The sequence below is a fragment of the Rhizobium sp. NXC24 genome (assembly GCF_002944315.1).
Classification (GTDB): domain Bacteria; phylum Pseudomonadota; class Alphaproteobacteria; order Rhizobiales; family Rhizobiaceae; genus Rhizobium.
Window position 1 is genome coordinate 3,018,530 of the sequence record NZ_CP024311.1, and the last position, 18,221, is coordinate 3,036,750.

The following is an 18,221-nucleotide window of genomic DNA, read 5'->3' on the forward strand; positions in this document are numbered from 1 at the left end:
GATGCGAAGTCCCGTTGCGGAATAACGATCCAAGCGCTAGGCGGTGAAAACGTGATTGGCGCGGGGTCTAAACTTTACAGTGAAGGCTTCTTAATTATTGTATCTCTAAGCTCGACCACGGACGAGCTGCGGAAAGACGGCAGGCGAATGCTCGCGACATTTGAAAAAGCGGCCCTTGAGGCGGGTAAGGCCATATTGGAGGTCTACCGTGCCGGTTATGCCGTCGCTTTGAAGCAGGATATGAGTCCCGTCACGATTGCCGATGAACGCGCCGAGCACATTATTCTCGAACATCTGACGCGCGACTTTCCGGACATTCCCGCAATTGCCGAGGAATCGGTCGCTGCCGGCAAGATTCCCGACGTCCGCGGCCGCCCCTTCTTCCTGGTCGATCCGCTGGACGGCACGCGCGAATTCATCGAGCATCGCGACGAGTTCACCGTCAATATCGCCTATATTCAGAACGGCGTCCCGGTCACCGGCATCGTCTTTGCGCCGGCGCTCGGCATAGCCTTCACCGGCGAGGCCGGCAAGGCGCGCAAGCTCGCCATCACCGACCAGTTCACCGTTGCCGACCGTTCCGCAATCGCGGTGCGCGCACGCCCCGAGCATTTGCTGGCGCTTGCCAGCCGCTGCAACAGCAGCCCGAAGACGGATAGTTTCCTGGCGGAAAATGCCGTCACCGCCTGCACGTCGATCGGCTCTTCACTGAAATTCTGCCTCCTCGCCGAAGGCAAGGCCGACGTCTATCCGCGCTTCACGCGCACGATGGAATGGGACACCGCGGCCGGTGATGCAGTATTGCGCGCCGCAGGCGGCTCAACCCTTACGCTCGATGGCCGCCCGCTTTCTTACGGCAAGACCGATCAGAGCGATGACAGCGATTTCGCCAACCCCAATTTCATCTGCTGGGGCGGCGGGAAAAGCCTCGCCCACGCCTAACATCATATCAAAAGCGTAAGTTTTCACTGACGAAAACTCATGCAACAACCGGCTTTTCCGCTGCGATAACAGCGGATTGCCGGATTTTCTGCGTCGCCATCATCGCGCAAATCAGCTCGCTCCGGCTTTCCCTAAAATTATTATCAAAGTGTTACCAAGCGCTTAGGCAATTTTTAAATGTGGCAAGTTAGAGTGGCTCCCGTGGTCTTGAGTATGTGTAGAGAGTCCAATGACCGAAATGATACGTCCCCGAGTGAAGTATGTCATCGGCCCCGATGGCAGCCCGCTTACGATTGCCGACCTGCCGCCGCCGAACACGCGCCGCTGGGTTATCCGTCGTAAGGCCGAGGTTGTCGCCGCGGTACGCGGTGGTTTGCTGAGCTTGGAAGAAGCTTGCGAGCGTTATACGCTCACTGTGGAAGAATTCCTCTCCTGGCAGTCGTCCATCAATACCCATGGCCTCGCCGGCCTCCGGACGACCCGCATACAGCAGTATCGTCACTGACGGCTGCCATACAGACGCGACATTCGTTTGATCTTCAGTTCGGGCCTTTTTCCTTCCTCAACAGGATATGAAGAAGGCCCGAAATCATGGTAGAACCCGCATAGAACCAGAGGCCCGGCTGCGTAAATGCAGTCGCAAGCCCGCTGGTTTTGGCGGCGGCGATGACGATCGCCACCAGCAGCACGTCCGCCATCGACCAGCGCGCCAGTTGCGGCACGATATGCTCGAAGAAAAACCCGCGTTCGCTTTTTCTCCGCGTCCCCATCGCTTCAATTGCCAGGCTCACGGTCTTCAAGATTGGCAGCGCCACCGAGACGAGCGCCACGATAGTGGCGAGAAGATAGTTTTCCGCTCCCCAAAGAGAAGCGATGATGCCGAGCAGGGACGGCGTGTCGCTGAAGAAATAAAGCTTTTCGAAACGAACCAGCGGCAATACGAGGCCAAAGGCCAGCAGGAACGGGACAGTGACCAGAAGCACGGCTTGCAGATTGCGCATCGGTGCCGGAAACCTCCCAAATGGCTGCATCACCCTTATCACAGCCGCATAGCGCAGAAGATCGGAAATCCAAACCGTTTTTCGAACGGTGGACGCTGTCCGCGAGCGCTGCTTGCCACCGGCGACAGGTTTGTTAGCATCGATCTGAGACAAGAGACGTTAACCGACGTCGATCCAAAAATATTTGAAATCCGAGGACAATCATGGACATCCGCAACGAAGACAACGCATCGGGTGGACGCTACGCTGCAACGATCGAAGGCCATGAGGCCGAGATGACCTTTTCCCGCGCCTCTCCCAAGCTGATCATCATCGATCATACCGCCGTCCCGGATGCACTTCGCGGCAAGGGCGTCGGCCAGGCGCTCGCCCTTCATGCCGTCGAAGAGGCCCGCAATGGCGGCTGGAAGATCATTCCACTTTGCCCATTTTTCAAAGCGCAAGCCCAGCGTCATGAGGAATGGCGCGATGTGGTGAATATGTAGCCCCACCGCGCTGGAGATAATCGAGCATCTTCATTTGAAAACACCAAAAGCCGTGCATGGCCGGCCACCCACCATGGCCAGTCATGCACGGCTTTCGAGCCGCTTCCGCCGCTTCTCGCATAATCCCGAACATCGGTCCGATGCGAAGATCAAGAAATGGCGACGGAATAGTTAATTAGGCGCGTGCCCTCACCGGCCCCGAACCGTCGCGCTCTTCCAGCGCTGCGGCCTTGGCATATTCGGCCTGCATTTCTTCCAGCGATGTTTCCAGCGCCTCTTCCTGCACCTGCAATTCCCGGATCGACACCTGCAAGTTGTCCGCGCGCTGCCGTGCGGCTTTGGCAAAGGTCGGGTAGGCAAAGTGGTTCGGATCGGAAATGCCGGACTTTTTCTCTTCCAGCACGATCTGGCTCTCCAGATCCTTTGTCATACGGTCGAATTCCGCCATCATCATCTGCAGTTGCTGCAGTTGACGGCGTTTTTCGTTCACCTGAAACTCCTTCAGGCGCGTTAGGCTCTCACGTGACTTCATACGCATTACTCCCGTGATGCGAGACCCCGGCTCTCGATATTTTGACCCGCCGCACCGCTTTGAAACGGCTTGGTTAAAAAAATTTCCAGCGATCTTAATAAAAACCTACCGCTGGTAACCTTTCGTTTACGGGCATCGTTAATGATAGGGACGATCATTTAAGGGTCAGTAAATGTCGCGCTCAGAATTCGAGATGTTGACATTGGCGAGTCGAATGAATCACTTGGCGTGTCTTCTTAATGCAACACTTTAGGAAAGATATTTGCTGATTGTCATTGGAAAACAGTGCAATGGAAAAATTATTTAATAAATTCGATACGTCTTGCCAGAGTGAATCAGAATTTGTTAACCATTCCGTGGCAGCTTCCAAATCAGGCAGTGATTTGATCGGTATCGCGTAAGGGGGCTGACGACCTTTCGGCGGCGGTAAAGGGGATAATTATGCGGGTTCTACTTATTGAAGACGATAGCGCGACAGCGCAGAGCATCGAACTGATGCTCAAATCCGAAAGTTTCAACGTTTACACCACCGATCTCGGTGAAGAAGGCGTCGATCTCGGCAAGCTCTACGACTACGACATCATTCTTCTCGATCTTAACCTTCCCGACATGTCCGGCTACGAAGTGCTTCGCACGCTGCGACTGTCCAAGGTCAAGACACCGATCCTCATCCTCTCCGGCATGGCCGGCATTGAAGACAAGGTTCGCGGTCTCGGCTTCGGTGCCGACGACTACATGACCAAGCCTTTCCACAAGGACGAGCTGGTCGCCCGCATCCACGCCATCGTCCGCCGTTCCAAGGGCCACGCCCAGTCGGTGATCATGACTGGCGAACTGATCGTCAATCTCGACGCCAAGACCGTCGAAGTCGGCGGCCAGCGCGTGCACCTGACCGGCAAGGAATACCAGATGCTGGAGCTGCTTTCGCTCCGCAAGGGCACCACGCTCACCAAGGAAATGTTCCTTAACCACCTCTATGGCGGCATGGACGAGCCGGAACTGAAGATCATTGACGTCTTCATCTGCAAGCTGCGCAAGAAGCTCGCCAACGCCGCCGGCGGCGCCAACTATATCGAAACCGTCTGGGGCCGTGGCTATGTGCTGCGCGAGCCCGACAGCAGCGATTTCGCCGAAAGCGCCTAAGACGCCCTCCCCGATCACCGCCGATACATAAAATCCCGCCTCTTCAGGCGGGATTTTTTGTGTTGCATTTTCAAACATCAAAAACAAAGGCCGCCCAAACAGGCGGCCCAGACGCATTCAACAGTCTATGGGATAAAGATCAGGCTGCGATGGCTCGATTACCGAAAACCGCCGTCAGTATCTTGCGATCGAAAGGCTTCAGCAGGAAATCGGTGGCGCCGGCGCGTTTACCGGCCATCAGCTTGCGCAAATCCGCCTCGACGACGCAGTAATAGATCTTGACCTCTTTGCCGTTCGGCATGGCGCGGATACTGGCGATGAGATCGAGAGCGCCTTCCATGCCGGCGTCGACGATCAGGTAGTCCGGGAGTTCAGCCTGGCACCGCGTCAGCGCTTCACGGGCATCGGCGGCTTCACTGACGAGAAAATCGAGTTCGGAGAGAATCCGCTTGCCGACCTTACGCACGACATCCGACGCGTCCGTAATCATGAATCGCTGCATCACCAACTCCTTCGCGCCCGGTCGCCATCTGTCTGGCGCCATCATCAAATTGGGACGATAGGCGCACGAGGCTAAGGAATCGTTACCGTTGTGTTCATAATTGTGCCGACAACCAAAAGAATGCGCAGGAACGACGATACACCTAAAGATAATCCCGCCGCCGGACGTCCGGTGGCGGGATTATCGGTATAAATCGTGCGACCGGCGTTTATTCGCTGCGCATGGAAGCGCTGAAAGTAAGCTCCTCCGGCGTGGCGTTGTAGGAGAGTTCCATGCCGCTCTCGTCCGCCAGAAGCACGGTGTAGTAGGGCTGGATGGAATGGGCATCGACCGCTTCTTCCAATGCACCCGAGCAAATCTCCGCGAATTTCGGCGGCACGCGCATCATCCGGCCCTTGGCAATAATCGTGAACTTGGCGTCGAGATCTGGATTTTCCAGCGTCACCTCGATATTGCCGCCGCGCGGAATCGAGCCGTAAGCGACCAGGAAGAGATTGAGCAGCAGCTTCACGCGGTTCTTGGCAACAATGGCGCGCGGGCCGATCCAACTGACCTCTGTCTTCTTTTCGGCAGCGGCGAAATCCTTGGCGGCACGCTCGGCTTCGCCCGTATCGATCGAGGCGCCGACCGAGCCGGACGCACCGAAGGCGAGGCGTGCGAATTTGAGGCGAACAGACGCGTTGAGAGCGCTGGTGCGGATCAACTCCATCGCATCGGCATCGGCACCGCCCTCATCGAGCAGCTCCAGACCGTTATTGATCGCACCGACCGGAGAGATCACATCATGGCAAACGCGGCTGCATAGCAGCGCGGCCAGATCCGGTCCGGTCAAGGTGAGGTTCGGATTCTTCGACATTCATTGTCTCCTGAATGCTGACAAGGCGGAACGCAGTATGATTCTACGTTGCCACGGCAAGATTGCCCGAGGATTGCCGCAGGCGGGCGTACCGCACGCCATAAAGACACCATATTTGGTAAACCGATTGTTAAGATGATCGCCGCAAAATGCATTCATCACCACCAGACCCTTTCGCGCACGATTCGCGATGCCGAACATGGGCGGAACGGTCTGGACTGAGGGGCGAGGTGTACTTGGCGCGTTCGTGCGAATGCGCGGCGCATCCGTTCCCGATTGCACCGACCATGATGAACGGATGAATGTCATGCGCTATCAACTCCTGAAGAGAATGCCCAGCCTCGGCTCGAGAACGGTCGGCCTCGGCTTGATCTTAGCCATCGTTGCGTTCGTAAGCTTCGCGCTGCCGGTTCGTCAGGCGGCGGCTGCGGCCAACAACCAATATTCGATGCAGGAAATCGTCGACGCCGGCCATTCCTTCTTCGGCTCGACCAGCGGCGGCCTCGCAAAGGTAGTCGAGCGGGCCTTTCAGCAATACGGCCTGCCGAACGGCTATATCCTCGGGCAGGAAGGCTCCGGCGCCTTCATCGCAGGGCTGACCTATGGCGAAGGCCAGCTCAACACCAAGAACGCCGGCGAGCACCCGCTCTATTGGCAGGGCCCGTCGCTTGGCCTCGACTACGGCGGCCAGGGCACCCGCGTCATGATGCTGGTCTATGACCTGCCGAACATCAACAGCGTCTACACCCGCTTTGGCGGCGTCAGCGGGCAGGCCTTCGTTGTCGCCGGCGTCGGAATGACCGTGCTGAAGAACAACGACATCGTGCTGGTGCCGATCCGCACCGGCCTCGGCGCTCGTCTCGGCGTCAACCTCGGCTACCTCAAGGTCACGCCGAACCCGACCTGGAATCCCTTCTGATCTTTTGGCGATATTCCCCCATATTTCGCCGCCTGGCCCGCGCAGTTCGCGGGCCTTTTCTTGTCGCGAACTCCCGATACGCCGGTAAACCATATCCGATTTAAATGCTTGCCCGCGCGCCGGCCTCATGCTTAATCATTTGCTTAATCACTTTATTGAGATTGAAAACACCTCTTAGATGCTGGCTGCGCCGTGATTGAATTCGCTCTACTGTTTGGATTGGGCTTTCTGACCGCCGCCTTTCTGGTCTTCCTTATCGCGCCCGCAGTGCACCGCCGCATCGTCTGGTTCACGGAAAAGCGGCTGAAAGCGACCATGCCGCTGAGCCCGCAAGAAGTACGCGCGCAGAAGGACATGGCGCGCGCCCTTTTCGCGGCCGAAAACGCCAGGACCGAGCAGGCGCTGACGCAGGAGCGCGATAAGAGCGTCGCCCTGCAGATTCACAACGGCAAGCTCCAGCAGGAGGCCGGCCGCTTCGCCTCTGAAAACAGCGAATTGCGAACCCGGATCGACGATCTCGAAGTCGAAGCCGGTGAACTGCGCTCTCGCCTGCGCCGCGAGGAAAGCTATATCAGCCAGCTCAAATCCGGTATTCATACGGCTGAACAAGTCGGCGCGGAGAAGGATGCCGATATCGACGGCTTGCGCAAGCGGATGACGAAAATGGCCGCCGACGCGGACAATCTGAAGATCGATCTGGCAACTCGCGAGACCGAGATCGAGAGCCTGAAGTTTCGCATCAAAACGCTGCGGGACGAGCGCGACACGCTGCGCCAGGATCTGAACCTTGCAAGTCTCCGCGCTAAGGATGCAGAATTACGCCTGGGTCAGGAAAGCGACAAAGCCCAGCACCTCGAGGAGCGGCTGGATCGCGAGATCGCGGGCAATGCCGACAAGGAAACCGCTATCGAACGCCACGTTCAGGACGTGGCCCGCTTGAAGGAAAAACTGGAAACGGCCCATGCCGAGGCGGAGGAAGCCGGCCGCGCGCTGCAGGCCGCGGGTCTTGCCCCTCAAGCCAAGCCGATGAACGGCTCGAAGCCCTCGACCAAACCGAGGATCGTGGATATTGCCGATCATGATACCAACGCAGCAGAACCGGAGCGCAACGTGGAAGACGATATCGCTCAAATGACGGAGGAAGTGCGCAACCGTGCTGCGGCCCTTTCCGACCGCCTGCTCAAATCGCGCTCGCCCTCGCATGATCAGGCCATGCGGGAAGAGATCGCCAACATCGCCGCCAACATGGTGGCAATGACCGCCCTCAAAGAGGGCGAAAAATCGCCGATCTTCGATCTCCTGCCGAAGGAGACGAGCGCCGCCGAGCAAGGCGCGCGTATCAGCCTTGCCGACCGCGCCGCGGCCCTGCTGCCCAAGCAGCAATAAGTGCTCTCTACAAAGACGGAAATTTCAGACGCGTTTAGTCAACGACGCCATGGCGAAGAGTGCGATGCCGCTCGCCGTTGCCACGTTCAGGCTGTCGAGGCTCGGCGCCTGCGGTATCCGCAGGCTGCCAAAGGTCGACAGAATTTTCTGCGGCAACCCCGCCCCTTCGGTGCCGACCACCAGCGCCATCCTATCGGCCGGCGGAACGGCGCGGATATCGGTGTTGCCGCGCGGAGAAAGGCTCCAGATGGCAAAGCCGCGCTCCGCCAGCGCGGTCAGCAGATCGACATCGCTCAATTGACGGCAATAGGGCACCGTCAGCGCCGAGCCGACCGAGACGCGCAGCGCCTTGCGATACAACGGATCGCAGCAAGTTTCGTCGAGCAGCACCGCATCTGCCCCGAAGGCGGCAGCATTGCGGAACATTGAACCGACATTATCGTGATTGGAAATGCCGCAGCCCACAAGGACGAGCGCCCGCTCCGGCAAGCGGTCTAAAAAGGCGCCGATATCCGGCTCCGCCCTGCGCCGGCCGAGCGCCAGCACGCCGCGATGCAGATGGAAACCGACAATGCCGTCCAGCACCGAAGCCTCCGCAACATAGACTGGCACGTCAGGCGGAAAGGCGGCGATGATTTCTTCCAATCCCGCGGCGCGGTTGCGCAACAGCAGCACTTTTTCGCCGACGAAGTCTCCTTGAGCCGCATGCGCCTCGGCAAGAAGCCGCAGCACCACCGTGCCCTCGGCAATGAAGCGGTTCTCGCGGCCCACGAGATCACGCTCGCGGATATTACGGAATTCGGCGATGCGCGGATCGTCGGGATGGGTGATCTCGATCAACCGGTCGCCCGTCATCGCGAAACCGTCAGTTGGAAAGCGATATGGTCGCGACGATGCGGCCGATACCGTAGTCGAAAACAACGGCCTGGCGCTGGCCGCTGGCGAGCGTGCCATAAAACAGCACCTGGTTTCCGGAGAGTGCCGTGGACAGCACGGTAAAGCCCTGCGGCAGCGCTGCGCTCACCGCAACGGGTGCGTCGGCGGGAATATTCGAGGCGGCTTGACCCGCTGCCTTCGGTGCAGGCCGCATCGTCTTGTAGACAACGGCGCCGAACACCGCCATAAGGCTCACCACCATGATGGCGACCGAGACGATCTGCAGGCGAACCATCTTGCGTCGGACATTTTCCAGGGCCGGATCGAGGGGCTTTTCCTCTTGATCGTCTGGCTCGAGATTCGTCATCGATGCGTCCTATTTCCTAGAGAGCGCCCAGTGCGCCGGAGAATGCGTTTGAGCGACCCCTTTAAAGAAGCCGCGGGCATTAGAAAAGTCCTAACCGCCGATGAAACAGCCGAAGGCCGCCTCGATGCATGGCTGACTGCGCAGGTCGGCGAGGAATTTTCCCGCAGCCGCATCCAGGCCTTGATCAAGGATAGCGCCGTCCTGCTCAACGGGACCCCGGTTACCGATGCCAAACGCAAGGTGCGCCCTGGCGATACCTACGAGATCACCCTGCCCGAGCCCGAAGACCCGACGCCACTCGGCGAAGACATTCCGCTTGATGTGCTTTACGAGGATGACGACGTCATTGTCATCTCCAAGCCCGCCGGCCTCGTCGTTCACCCCGCCGCCGGCAACTGGACGGGCACGCTGGTCAACGCGCTGATCCATCATTGCGGCGAAAGTCTCTCTGGTATTGGCGGTGTGCGCCGGCCGGGCATCGTCCATCGGCTGGACAAGGACACCACCGGCGTCATGGTCGTCGCCAAGAACGATATCGCCCACCGCCACCTGTCCCTGCAATTCGCCGACCACGGCCGCACGCGGTCGCTGGAACGCGCCTATCAGGCGATCGTCTGGGGCCGCCCCCGGCAACTGATCGGCACCATCGACGCGCCGCTTGGCCGCTCCACCGGCGACCGTACCCGCCGCGCTGTCAAGCGCCCGAACAATCAGGATGCCGACGAGGCGATCACGCATTATGAAGTGATTGAACGTTTTCACGAGGCTCCGGACGCCACCGCCCTCGCCTCCTTGGTCGACTGCCACCTCGAAACCGGCCGCACCCACCAGATCCGCGTTCACATGGCCCATATCGGCCATCCCCTGCTCGGCGACGCCGTCTATGGCGGCGGCTTCAAGACCAAGGCCAACCTGCTGCCGGATGCCGCCAAGCAGGTCGTCAATCGCTTCCCCCGTCAGGCGCTCCACGCCTATCTCCTGCAATTCGAACACCCTCGCACCGGCGAAGTCATGCACTTCGAAGCGCCGCTGCCGGATGATATGGAAGAACTGGTGGCAGTGTTGCGTGCTTGAGAAGCGCCTCCGAATTGCTTGAAGGGGCCAACAGCAGATTGGTGATTGGCCCCTGCCCAGTAATCAGTCCGAAGCTTTAGTCTTCGGGTGAGACCTTCGCAGAATCGCCGACGGCGATTTCTCTCAGTCCCCGGCGCAGAGTTGCGACGTTTGCGGCCCCGTTCAATTGCTCGAATTCTTGCTGAGCCCTCTCCCAGAGAGGCTCGGCCCTCTTGTGCAGGAGGCGACCCTCCTTGGTGAGTTCAACGACACGAACCCTTCCGTCTGCGGGAGACGGCTTGATGGTAACAAACCCATCTCGCTCCAGGAATCCGACCATCTTTCCCATCGCCGTCCGCTCGATATCGAGCCGTTCGGCGAGAACGTTGACCGTGGCGCCGCCAGCCTCCCCGAGAGCCGCCAGAATCAGAAACTGCGTGATGCGCAGCCCGACCGGCTCAAGATGATCATCATAAAACCGCGTGATCTGTCGGCTCGCCTTTCTCATGGCGGAGCAGTTGCACTGATCGATTCCGAGTGGTTGGTTGGCCGACAGCATTCTATGTTCCTTTCGAATCCCATTCCTAACCAAAGCGCCGCAGGCGCGAAGCCGAAGAATCTCCGCGCTCCACAGCAACTTCTGCCACCGCCGAAGTTAGAATACCCCTTCCGGCGGAGTGATATAGCCGGGCACGTCGGCCGCAAGCGTGCTCTTCAGTAACGCAGTGCCCTGATCGGCCATGATCTCGCTCTTGCCAGCGGCGAGCGCGTCATAGGTTTGGCGCACCACGTCCCCTGGGCTCGCCTTCGGCACATCGATGCCGTTGGTCAGATCGGTATCCACGAATCCGACATGCAAGCCAAGGACCTCGATGCCGCTATCGCGAAGATGGAAGCGAAGCTGGTTCGTATAGCTCCATGCCGCCGCCTTGGAAGCGGCATAAGATGTCAGATAGGGCCGTGGAAGCCAGACGATGTCGGACAGCACGTTGATGATGGCGGCATGGGGCTTGGCTGAAAGGATCTGCTCGAAGGCCTGCGAGACGCGCACCACACCATAATAGTTGGTATCGAAAAGACGTTGCGACTGCGCTTCGACATCGTCTGCCAGAGGCCCGTCGATCAGGGCGGCGATCCCCGCATTGTTGATCAATAGCGTGGTATCCGCTGCCAGTTCTGCCGCTGCAGCAATCGATGCCTTATCCGTGACATCGATCCTGACCGGAACGATGCCCGGCTCATCGAAGCCGCTCGTGTTGCGCATGCCTGCATAGACCTTCGATGCTCCGCGGCGGAGCGCCTCGCGTGCAAATGCCAGGCCCAGACCGCGATTGGCACCGGTGATGAAGACTGTGTTGTTGGCGACGTCCATAACGAATTTCCTTTCTGGGGCAGCACCTCGGGGCAAACGATCTCTGTCGCTGGCCCGGCGGTCGGTTGGGTTCAAAGAAAAAGCTCTTCGGGCAACTGCCCGGAGAGCGCCCCGCGCAAATGGGCGCCGAGCGACAGAACAGCGCCGAGCGGACTCATCCGCACGCTGACCCGCGGTACCGAACCGTCGGAGGCGCGATCGACGACCACGACGGCGGTCAGCTTCTCTCCGTTCGTCAGAACGGCCTCATATTCAAGGAAGAGCCGGGAGCCGACGGTCTGAAGGAACGTCGGCGTCTGTGATGCATAGAAAGTTCCGACGGCGTTCACGGCGAGCCTGATTTCGTCGCGTCCGATGACGGAACCTCGCAACACGGAGCTGGTAAGCTCCGCGTCGGCGGTCAGATCGTCCAGAAAGGGATGACGTTCTTCTTGAGCATGTGACATTGTAAAATCCCCGATTTGTCTTCGCGGCATTCACGCGAAGGCGGCGCGATTGTTGGAGACGAACTGCTGGACCGAGAGCGCCGGCGTTCCGGTAATCGCCTCGACCAAATCGTTAGTGCCCGAGAAGATGCCGTCACGATAGTTCTGGGCGACTTCGACGAGGTGCTGCACAAGGAACGGCGGGAACTTGTAGAAATTTTCTATCCTATCCTTGAACGCCTCTATCGAGGACGGCGCATATTCGATCTTCGCGCCAAGCACGTCGCTCACGACGGCAGCGATTTCTGTGTAGTCCATCTCGACTGGACCGTGGAGCGGATAGATCTTGCCTTCGTGGCCCTTCGGATTAGCCAGGACATGGGCGATCACCCGGCCCTGATCATCGGAGGCGATAGGCGCATGCCGCCCGTTCTCGAAGGGGAACGAGATCTTCTTCGTCGCCCAGATTTCCTTTGCGAAATGGGGATAAGCGAGCCAGTCCGCAAAAAACGTAGGGCGAAGATGCGTCGTCGAAACGCCTGACCAGTCGAAGACCCGCTCCGAGATCCAATGGTCCTGCGCCGCATGGCTTACCGCCTCTCGGCGCGCCGAAATCTGCGACATGTTGACGATCGCGCTAACACCCGCTTCCTTTGCAGCCTGTGCGAAATAGGTCGCAGCGCCAAGGATGCCTGGTGCGATCGGGTGAAGAAAATACGCCGACCGGATGCCTTCCATGGCCGCCCGAATGTGATCGATGTCGGTGAAATCTCCAACGGCTATATCGACACCGCGCTGCCTCAGCGCCGCTGCCCGCTCGTCGTACGAGCGCATATAGGCACGCACGCTCTTGCCTATCTTCAAGAGTTCGCCGATGGCGGCGCCTCCAGTCCGTCCCGTCGCACCGGTTACAAGTATCTCAGCTTCGCTCATGATCGCTTCTCTGTCGTTAAATGAGAGCATATGCTCTTAATTAGGTCGATATAGGAGCATATGCTCTTATATTCAAGTATTTTTATTCGTATGCATGGCTCGCCCTGATGGATCGAAAGAAAAGACTGCTACCGAGCTCCACAAATGCGCGACTGGACGCGGGCCCCTTCGCCGCCTATAATTGGGGGGAGCCGATCTCCGGCGTGCGTCACGCAGTTATCCAAAACGCGAAGCGTTTTGATGCTGAAGTCGCCAAATCTCACAGGACCGGAGTATTCGGGAAGATAGTCTCAGAGACAAACGTTACGGCGGGCATAGCTGTCGCGCCGGGGTAACTCTTGCGTGACTACGTTCTTGAATCACTGTTTTGCCGTACTTATCTACACATTGGTTTAGTGCGGGGTCTTCACGACCTGCACGCCTTGGTCTGCTTCGCAAAGGGCGCGCAATACGTCTCCAGAAGGGGCCAGATCTCGAATAGGAGGGTGCATTCATGACCCGTAATACCTTGCCGTCCATTACCGCCGGTGAAGCCGGCCTCAACCGCTATCTCGACGAGATTCGCAAGTTCCCGATGTTGGAGCCGCAGGAAGAGTACATGCTCGCCAAGCGCTACGCGGAACATGCCGACCGTCAGGCTGCCCATAAGCTCGTCACCAGCCATCTGCGCCTCGTGGCGAAGATTGCCATGGGCTATCGCGGTTATGGCCTGCCGATCGGCGAAGTGGTGTCGGAAGGCAATGTCGGCCTGATGCAGGCCGTCAAGAAGTTTGACCCGGAACGTGGCTTCCGCCTGGCAACCTATGCCATGTGGTGGATCAAGGCCTCGATCCAGGAATATATTCTGCGCTCGTGGTCGCTGGTGAAGATGGGCACGACCGCCAATCAGAAGCGTCTGTTCTTCAATCTGCGTCGCCTGAAGGGCCGCATCCAGGCCATCGATGACGGCGACCTGAAGCCGGAGCATGTCGCCGAGATCGCCACCAAGCTGAACGTCTCCGAGGAAGAGGTCGTTTCGATGAACCGCCGCCTCTCGGGCGACGCCTCGCTGAACGCGCCGATCAAGGCCGCCGAGGGCGATTCGGGTCAGTGGCAGGACTGGCTGGTGGACGATCATGACAGCCAGGAAGACGTGCTGATCGAGCAGGACGAACTTGATACGCGCCGCCGCATGTTGGCTCGCGCCATGAGCGTCTTGAACGATCGCGAGCGCCGCATCTTCGAGGCTCGCCGCCTTGCGGAAGAGCCGGTGACGCTGGAGGACCTCTCGGCCGAGTTCGATATCAGCCGCGAACGCGTCCGCCAGATCGAAGTCCGCGCCTTCGAGAAGGTGCAGGAAGCCGTGCAGAAGGATGCGCTGGAACGCGCCAAGGCTCTGCGGGTGGTCGAAGCCACCGCTTAACGCTTCCGATTTCAGACATTACAGTACGAATTCAAACAAAAGGCGGACCGTAAGGCCCGCCTTTTTTGATTCCAATGATTTGAGACCGCTTATTGGCCGCTCGAAGCGACACCGCCAAGCGCCTGCCACTCGGTAATCGCCTTGTTGAAGGCGTCGGTGCCGGCCGGCCCCTTCTCCATGGTCAGCAATGCACGACGGCCATTGCGGTAGACCACGGGAATGTCCATCCAGTTGCGGGTTTTCAGGAGATCGAGATTGGTCTTACGCGCATCCGGAAAATCGTTGAGCGCGACCATGTAGACGTCGTCGGTAACCTTGGCCGGTACGGCGATCAGGGCGTCGCCGCGATCCTGTTCGGTCGACTTGAGCGCGATCCGCTGCACGTTGTCGATGGCGCCGCCTTCGAAATTCGGCGGAACCTGGAAGGCAAGCTCTACGAGATGGCTTGCCGGCAACGAGGCATCGGTATTGCGCGACACGGTGATCGTCGCCGTCAGGCCGCGCTCGGGCACGTTGATGAGGCCCTGGACGGAAGGCTCCGGCCGGCCATCTTCACCTTTGCCCTCCTGCAGAGACCACGTGACGGTGCCTTCGAAAGCCGTGGGCGATGTCTGGCCGAGACGCTCCTCATAGAGGAACACCTTCTGCCCATCCGTGGCCGGCGCCGTCTGCTGTTGATTAGCTTGTGGCTGCTGCTGAGCGGCAGGCGATTGCTGGGTGGGAGCGGAGGATTGCTGATCGGCTGAAGGCTGCGTCGTGGTCGGCGCGGTCGCGGCGGGCGCCTGCGCGCCATTCGCATTGTTGGCGGGCGGCGTTGCCGCTCTTGCCGGGGCAGCGGAGGCTACATTCTGCTCGGCCACGGACTTGCCTTCAGCGACACCCGGCTGAGCGCCCGCTGCCGGACCTTGATCCTCTTCCGTGCCATTCGCCAACAAGCGCTGCGTGAACTTGCTGTTGACCGTGTTGGCGTCGTTGTCGAGCGAGGCGACATTGGTGTTGCCCGCTGCCGGCGGCTGCGTGGCGGCATTATTGTTTTGCGCCGGAGCGGTCGCGCCCGGTGTCGAAGCGGCAGGCGCATTTGTGGCTGGAGCGGCCGTATTGTTGTTCTTGGCCGTCTCGGTAGCCGGAGTGGTCGCAGTCTTCGGTGCCGAGCTGATGAGGTCGGCGACCATCTTGTTGAGCGCTTCACGGTTCAGCCAGGCGGCATAGCCACCGCCGGCGACGATCGCGAGGCCAACGAGGGCCACGATAATACTGGTCACGCTGAAGCGGCGGCGCTTCGGCTCCATACGGAAGCTCTTGCCCTGCAGCTTCGCCGCCATGGCCCGGTTGAGATCCGGCGGAATGGAAGAGCCGCCGCCGCGGTCCCCCTCGGCGATTTTGTCAAAGCCGGCAAGCTCCTTGAGCTCGCGCCAGCCATCCTCGCCAGCATCGTTCTTCGGCGCTGACTTGGACGGAGAATGCACATCGGCGAAGAGATCGACATCGTCAAAGGCATTATCCGGCATTTGCTGCCGGGCGGGCTGTGCCGGCTTGGCGGCTGGCGCCGGCACCGACTGCAGCTCTTCGAAAACATCCGCATCCCAGGCAAAAGCCTTGTCGCTCGCCGGCGCTTTCGTCGGGGCGGGCGGCTCCACGGGATGGCCGAAGACGGCAGGCGCAAAGGCGGCGGCGGGCATGACGGGTACCGCCACCGGCTCGGATTCGGCCCGCTTCGCAGGCGCATCCACCTCGGCCCAAATTTCCTCGACTTGGCTCATAACATCATCGGCAGGCGCCTGATGAGCAGTATGCGTCTGCGGAGCGGCATGCGCGGGCTCGGCGGCAACGGCCGGCACCTCCTCCGCATAGTGCTCCGGCGCTTCCTCATGCACCTGCTCTTGGACCGGCTCCGCATAGGCCTCGACGTGGTGAACAGCCGCGGGCGCCTGCTCCTGCGGCGCCTCGGCCCATTCCTCTACCGGCTCATGGTGCTCAGCGGACTGATGCTGAGCATGCGCGGGCTCCTCATAGACAGGCTCTTCATAAGCCGGCTCTTCATGGGTCGGCTCTTCATGGGTCGGCTCTTCGTGCACCGGCTCGTGAGCGGCGGGCTCCTCGTGCGCAGCGACCTCCGGATGGGCCGGCTCCGGTTCCTCGACATGGTGTTCTTGCGCAACATGATGCTCTTCAGCAGGCTCCTGCTGCGGCTCCTCCTGCACCAAAGGCGTTTCCGCGACTGGCTCTTCAGCCAGCGGCAGCGCCTCGGCATGCTCGGCTTCCACCTCGACGATCGCGGCTTCCAGCTTGTCGAGCTGACGGCGCAGCATCTCCTCCGGCGGGCGCGGCTTCATGCTCTCAAGCTGCCGCTGAACGGCACCACGAGCCCGCTCGTAAACCTTGACCCGCATCTCGGGAGTATTATCGGCCAAGCCGTCCACGGCCCGTCGAATGACTGCTACAAAATCCGCCATCAGTACTTTCTCATGATGCCCGGCACGTGGCCGAACCGGGATTCGTCATTGATCCGCGACATTAGCCCTCAAACGGATCGGTCACAAGTATAGTGTCTTCGCGCTCCGGGCTGGTCGAAAGCAGCGCCACCGGAGCGCCGATTAGCTCCTCCACCTGCCGGACATATTTGATCGCCTGTGCCGGCAAATCGGCCCATTTGCGGGCGCCGACGGTCGATTCCTTCCAGCCTTCGAGCGTGATGTAGATCGGCTCGACGCGGGCTTGCGCCGCCTGGCTGGCCGGCAGATAGTCGATCTCCTTGCCATCCAGTTTGTAGCCGACGCAGATCTTCAGTTCGTCGAGACCGTCGAGCACGTCAAGCTTGGTCAAGGCAATGCCGGTAATGCCGGAAGTCTTCACCGTCTGGCGAACCAGCACGGCATCGAACCAGCCGCAGCGGCGCGGACGGCCGGTGTTGACGCCAACCTCTCGGCCAACCGTCGACAGGTGTTTGCCGATCTCGTCATGCAGTTCACACGGGAACGGCCCTTCGCCGACGCGCGTCGTATAGGCCTTGGTGATGCCGAGCACATAGCCGAGCGCCGTCGGGCCGAGGCCGGAACCGGCTGCTGCCTGGCCCGCGACCGTGTTGGACGACGTCACGAACGGATAGGTGCCGTGGTCATTATCCAACAAAGCGCCCTGCGCACCCTCGAAAAGGATACGGGCGCCAGCCTTGCGCTGCTCGTCGAGCAACCGCCAGACCTGATCAATATAGGGAAGAATATGCTCTGCAACAGAGGTGAGTTCGTTGTGCAAAGCATCGAACGAGATTTCATCGAGGCCCATGCCGCGGCGGAGCGCATTGTGATGCGTCAGCAGCCGATCGATCTTGCCCGGCAGCGTATCCGGTTCGGCAAGATCGATGACGCGGATCGCACGGCGGCCGACCTTGTCTTCATAGGCCGGGCCGATGCCGCGACGGGTCGTGCCGATCTTCGTGCCGCTGTTGGAAGCGGCATCTTCGCGCAGAGCGTCGAGATCGCGGTGCAGCGACAGAATCAGCGGGGCGTTCTCGGCAATACGCAGAACGTCGGGCGTAACCGCGATGCCCTGGGCGCGCAGCTTTTCGACTTCAGCGACGAAATGATGGGGATCAACGACGACGCCGTTGCCGATGACGCTGAGCTTGCCGCGCACGAGGCCCGAAGGCAGCAGCGCAAGCTTGTAGCTGACACCGTCGACAACAAGCGTATGACCGGCATTATGACCGCCCTGAAAGCGTACAATCACATCTGCGCGTTCCGAAAGCCAGTCGACAATCTTGCCCTTGCCTTCGTCACCCCATTGCGAGCCGATCACTACAACGTTCGTCATTTATCCATTCCCGCTTCCTGCGCACAGCGGTGCGCCTTGCTCAAACCCGCGCATCTATAAAACTTTGTTTTTGGGAAAGCGACCCTGTTGTCTCAGGAGATTCGGCTTTTTACGTGACGAATCAGCGCGCCTAACAGGATTTTTCCCGTCGGCGCATATCCACATGCGAAATATTGGAGCTGGGTAAGCGAAGAAAATCGCTCGCCCACCCTACGCG

Annotated in this window: 20 protein-coding genes; 8 read left to right on the forward strand and 12 right to left on the reverse strand. The window is 59.8% G+C overall.

All coding sequences use genetic code 11. The annotated features are described in order from the left end of the window. The first annotated feature begins 147 nt into the window (after positions 1 to 147). Entirely contained in the window at positions 148 to 942 is a 795-nt protein-coding gene (cysQ, locus tag NXC24_RS14940) for a 3'(2'),5'-bisphosphate nucleotidase CysQ (RefSeq protein ID WP_104824011.1), read from the forward strand. Positions 943 to 1,171: 229 nt separating this feature from the next. Next, positions 1,172 to 1,447: a DUF1153 domain-containing protein gene (locus NXC24_RS14945; RefSeq protein WP_004107124.1), complete on the forward strand. Its 276-nt coding sequence runs from the start codon at positions 1,172 to 1,174 to the stop codon at positions 1,445 to 1,447. A gap of 34 nt (positions 1,448 to 1,481) precedes the next feature. Here NXC24_RS14945 and NXC24_RS14950 read toward each other — a convergent pair whose 3' ends face one another. Continuing rightward, positions 1,482 to 1,943, reverse strand: coding sequence for a paraquat-inducible protein A (locus NXC24_RS14950; protein WP_104824012.1), 462 nt, complete (start codon positions 1,941 to 1,943; stop codon positions 1,482 to 1,484). A 203-nt stretch (positions 1,944 to 2,146) separates the two neighbouring features. Here NXC24_RS14950 and NXC24_RS14955 point away from each other — a divergent pair, with 203 nt between their 5' ends. Next, entirely contained in the window at positions 2,147 to 2,428 is a 282-nt protein-coding gene (locus tag NXC24_RS14955) for a GNAT family N-acetyltransferase (protein ID WP_104824013.1), read from the forward strand. Between the two features lie 175 nt (positions 2,429 to 2,603). Here NXC24_RS14955 and NXC24_RS14960 read toward each other — a convergent pair whose 3' ends face one another. Next, positions 2,604 to 2,960, reverse strand: a complete 357-nt coding sequence (locus tag NXC24_RS14960; protein WP_104824014.1) for a flagellar export protein FliJ — start codon at positions 2,958 to 2,960, stop codon at positions 2,604 to 2,606. A gap of 441 nt (positions 2,961 to 3,401) precedes the next feature. Between NXC24_RS14960 and ctrA the strand changes: the two genes are divergently transcribed. After that, a complete protein-coding gene (gene ctrA / locus NXC24_RS14965) occupies positions 3,402 to 4,103 on the forward strand; it encodes a cell cycle two-component system response regulator CtrA (protein ID WP_069611718.1) in 702 nt (233 codons plus the stop codon). A gap of 139 nt (positions 4,104 to 4,242) precedes the next feature. Here the strand turns inward: ctrA and NXC24_RS14970 are convergent, their stop codons facing one another. Then, positions 4,243 to 4,605, reverse strand: coding sequence for a response regulator (locus NXC24_RS14970; protein ID WP_104824015.1), 363 nt, complete (start codon positions 4,603 to 4,605; stop codon positions 4,243 to 4,245). A 208-nt stretch (positions 4,606 to 4,813) separates the two neighbouring features. Beyond that, on the reverse strand, positions 4,814 to 5,461 hold the full coding sequence (locus NXC24_RS14975) for a histidine phosphotransferase family protein (protein WP_104824016.1): 648 nt from the start codon (positions 5,459 to 5,461) through the stop codon (positions 4,814 to 4,816). A gap of 307 nt (positions 5,462 to 5,768) precedes the next feature. On the opposite strand from NXC24_RS14975, the gene NXC24_RS14980 reads away from it, so the two are divergent. Next, the gene (locus NXC24_RS14980; protein WP_245463885.1) at positions 5,769 to 6,380 is read left to right on the forward strand and encodes an EipA family protein; all 612 of its coding nucleotides are present in this window, start codon (positions 5,769 to 5,771) and stop codon (positions 6,378 to 6,380) included. Positions 6,381 to 6,572: 192 nt separating this feature from the next. Further along, positions 6,573 to 7,766 (forward strand): hypothetical protein, encoded by a 1,194-nt coding sequence (locus NXC24_RS14985; RefSeq protein WP_104824018.1) that lies wholly within the window; start codon positions 6,573 to 6,575, stop codon positions 7,764 to 7,766. A 24-nt stretch (positions 7,767 to 7,790) separates the two neighbouring features. Here the strand turns inward: NXC24_RS14985 and NXC24_RS14990 are convergent, their stop codons facing one another. Both NXC24_RS14990 and NXC24_RS14995 read right to left on the reverse strand, forming a co-directional pair. Next, entirely contained in the window at positions 7,791 to 8,621 is an 831-nt protein-coding gene (locus NXC24_RS14990) for an RNA methyltransferase (RefSeq protein WP_104824019.1), read from the reverse strand. Positions 8,622 to 8,631: 10 nt separating this feature from the next. Beyond that, positions 8,632 to 9,009 (reverse strand): hypothetical protein, encoded by a 378-nt coding sequence (locus tag NXC24_RS14995; protein WP_104824020.1) that lies wholly within the window; start codon positions 9,007 to 9,009, stop codon positions 8,632 to 8,634. Positions 9,010 to 9,057: 48 nt separating this feature from the next. On the opposite strand from NXC24_RS14995, the gene NXC24_RS15000 reads away from it, so the two are divergent. Beyond that, positions 9,058 to 10,083 (forward strand): RluA family pseudouridine synthase, encoded by a 1,026-nt coding sequence (locus NXC24_RS15000; protein WP_104824021.1) that lies wholly within the window; start codon positions 9,058 to 9,060, stop codon positions 10,081 to 10,083. Between the two features lie 76 nt (positions 10,084 to 10,159). Here the strand turns inward: NXC24_RS15000 and NXC24_RS15005 are convergent, their stop codons facing one another. From NXC24_RS15005 to NXC24_RS15020, 4 genes are all read right to left on the reverse strand, one after another. Then, the gene (locus NXC24_RS15005) at positions 10,160 to 10,621 is read right to left on the reverse strand and encodes a MarR family transcriptional regulator (protein ID WP_104824022.1); all 462 of its coding nucleotides are present in this window, start codon (positions 10,619 to 10,621) and stop codon (positions 10,160 to 10,162) included. Positions 10,622 to 10,717: 96 nt separating this feature from the next. Continuing rightward, positions 10,718 to 11,434, reverse strand: a complete 717-nt coding sequence (locus NXC24_RS15010) for an SDR family oxidoreductase (protein WP_104824023.1) — start codon at positions 11,432 to 11,434, stop codon at positions 10,718 to 10,720. A 71-nt stretch (positions 11,435 to 11,505) separates the two neighbouring features. After that, on the reverse strand, positions 11,506 to 11,880 hold the full coding sequence (locus tag NXC24_RS15015; RefSeq protein WP_104824024.1) for a hypothetical protein: 375 nt from the start codon (positions 11,878 to 11,880) through the stop codon (positions 11,506 to 11,508). A 30-nt stretch (positions 11,881 to 11,910) separates the two neighbouring features. Then, positions 11,911 to 12,792: an NmrA family NAD(P)-binding protein gene (locus NXC24_RS15020; protein WP_104824025.1), complete on the reverse strand. Its 882-nt coding sequence runs from the start codon at positions 12,790 to 12,792 to the stop codon at positions 11,911 to 11,913. A 493-nt stretch (positions 12,793 to 13,285) separates the two neighbouring features. On the opposite strand from NXC24_RS15020, the gene rpoH reads away from it, so the two are divergent. Beyond that, complete coding sequence (gene rpoH, locus NXC24_RS15025; protein ID WP_104824026.1) at positions 13,286 to 14,194, forward strand: RNA polymerase sigma factor RpoH; 909 nt, start codon at positions 13,286 to 13,288, stop codon at positions 14,192 to 14,194. Between the two features lie 89 nt (positions 14,195 to 14,283). Here the strand turns inward: rpoH and NXC24_RS15030 are convergent, their stop codons facing one another. Together NXC24_RS15030 and NXC24_RS15035 are read right to left on the reverse strand one after the other, a co-directional pair. Then, complete coding sequence (locus NXC24_RS15030) at positions 14,284 to 16,647, reverse strand: hypothetical protein (protein ID WP_104824027.1); 2,364 nt, start codon at positions 16,645 to 16,647, stop codon at positions 14,284 to 14,286. 61 nt (positions 16,648 to 16,708) lie between these two features. Continuing rightward, positions 16,709 to 18,004, reverse strand: a complete 1,296-nt coding sequence (locus NXC24_RS15035; RefSeq protein WP_104824028.1) for an adenylosuccinate synthase — start codon at positions 18,002 to 18,004, stop codon at positions 16,709 to 16,711. Positions 18,005 to 18,221: the final 217 nt, after the last annotated feature.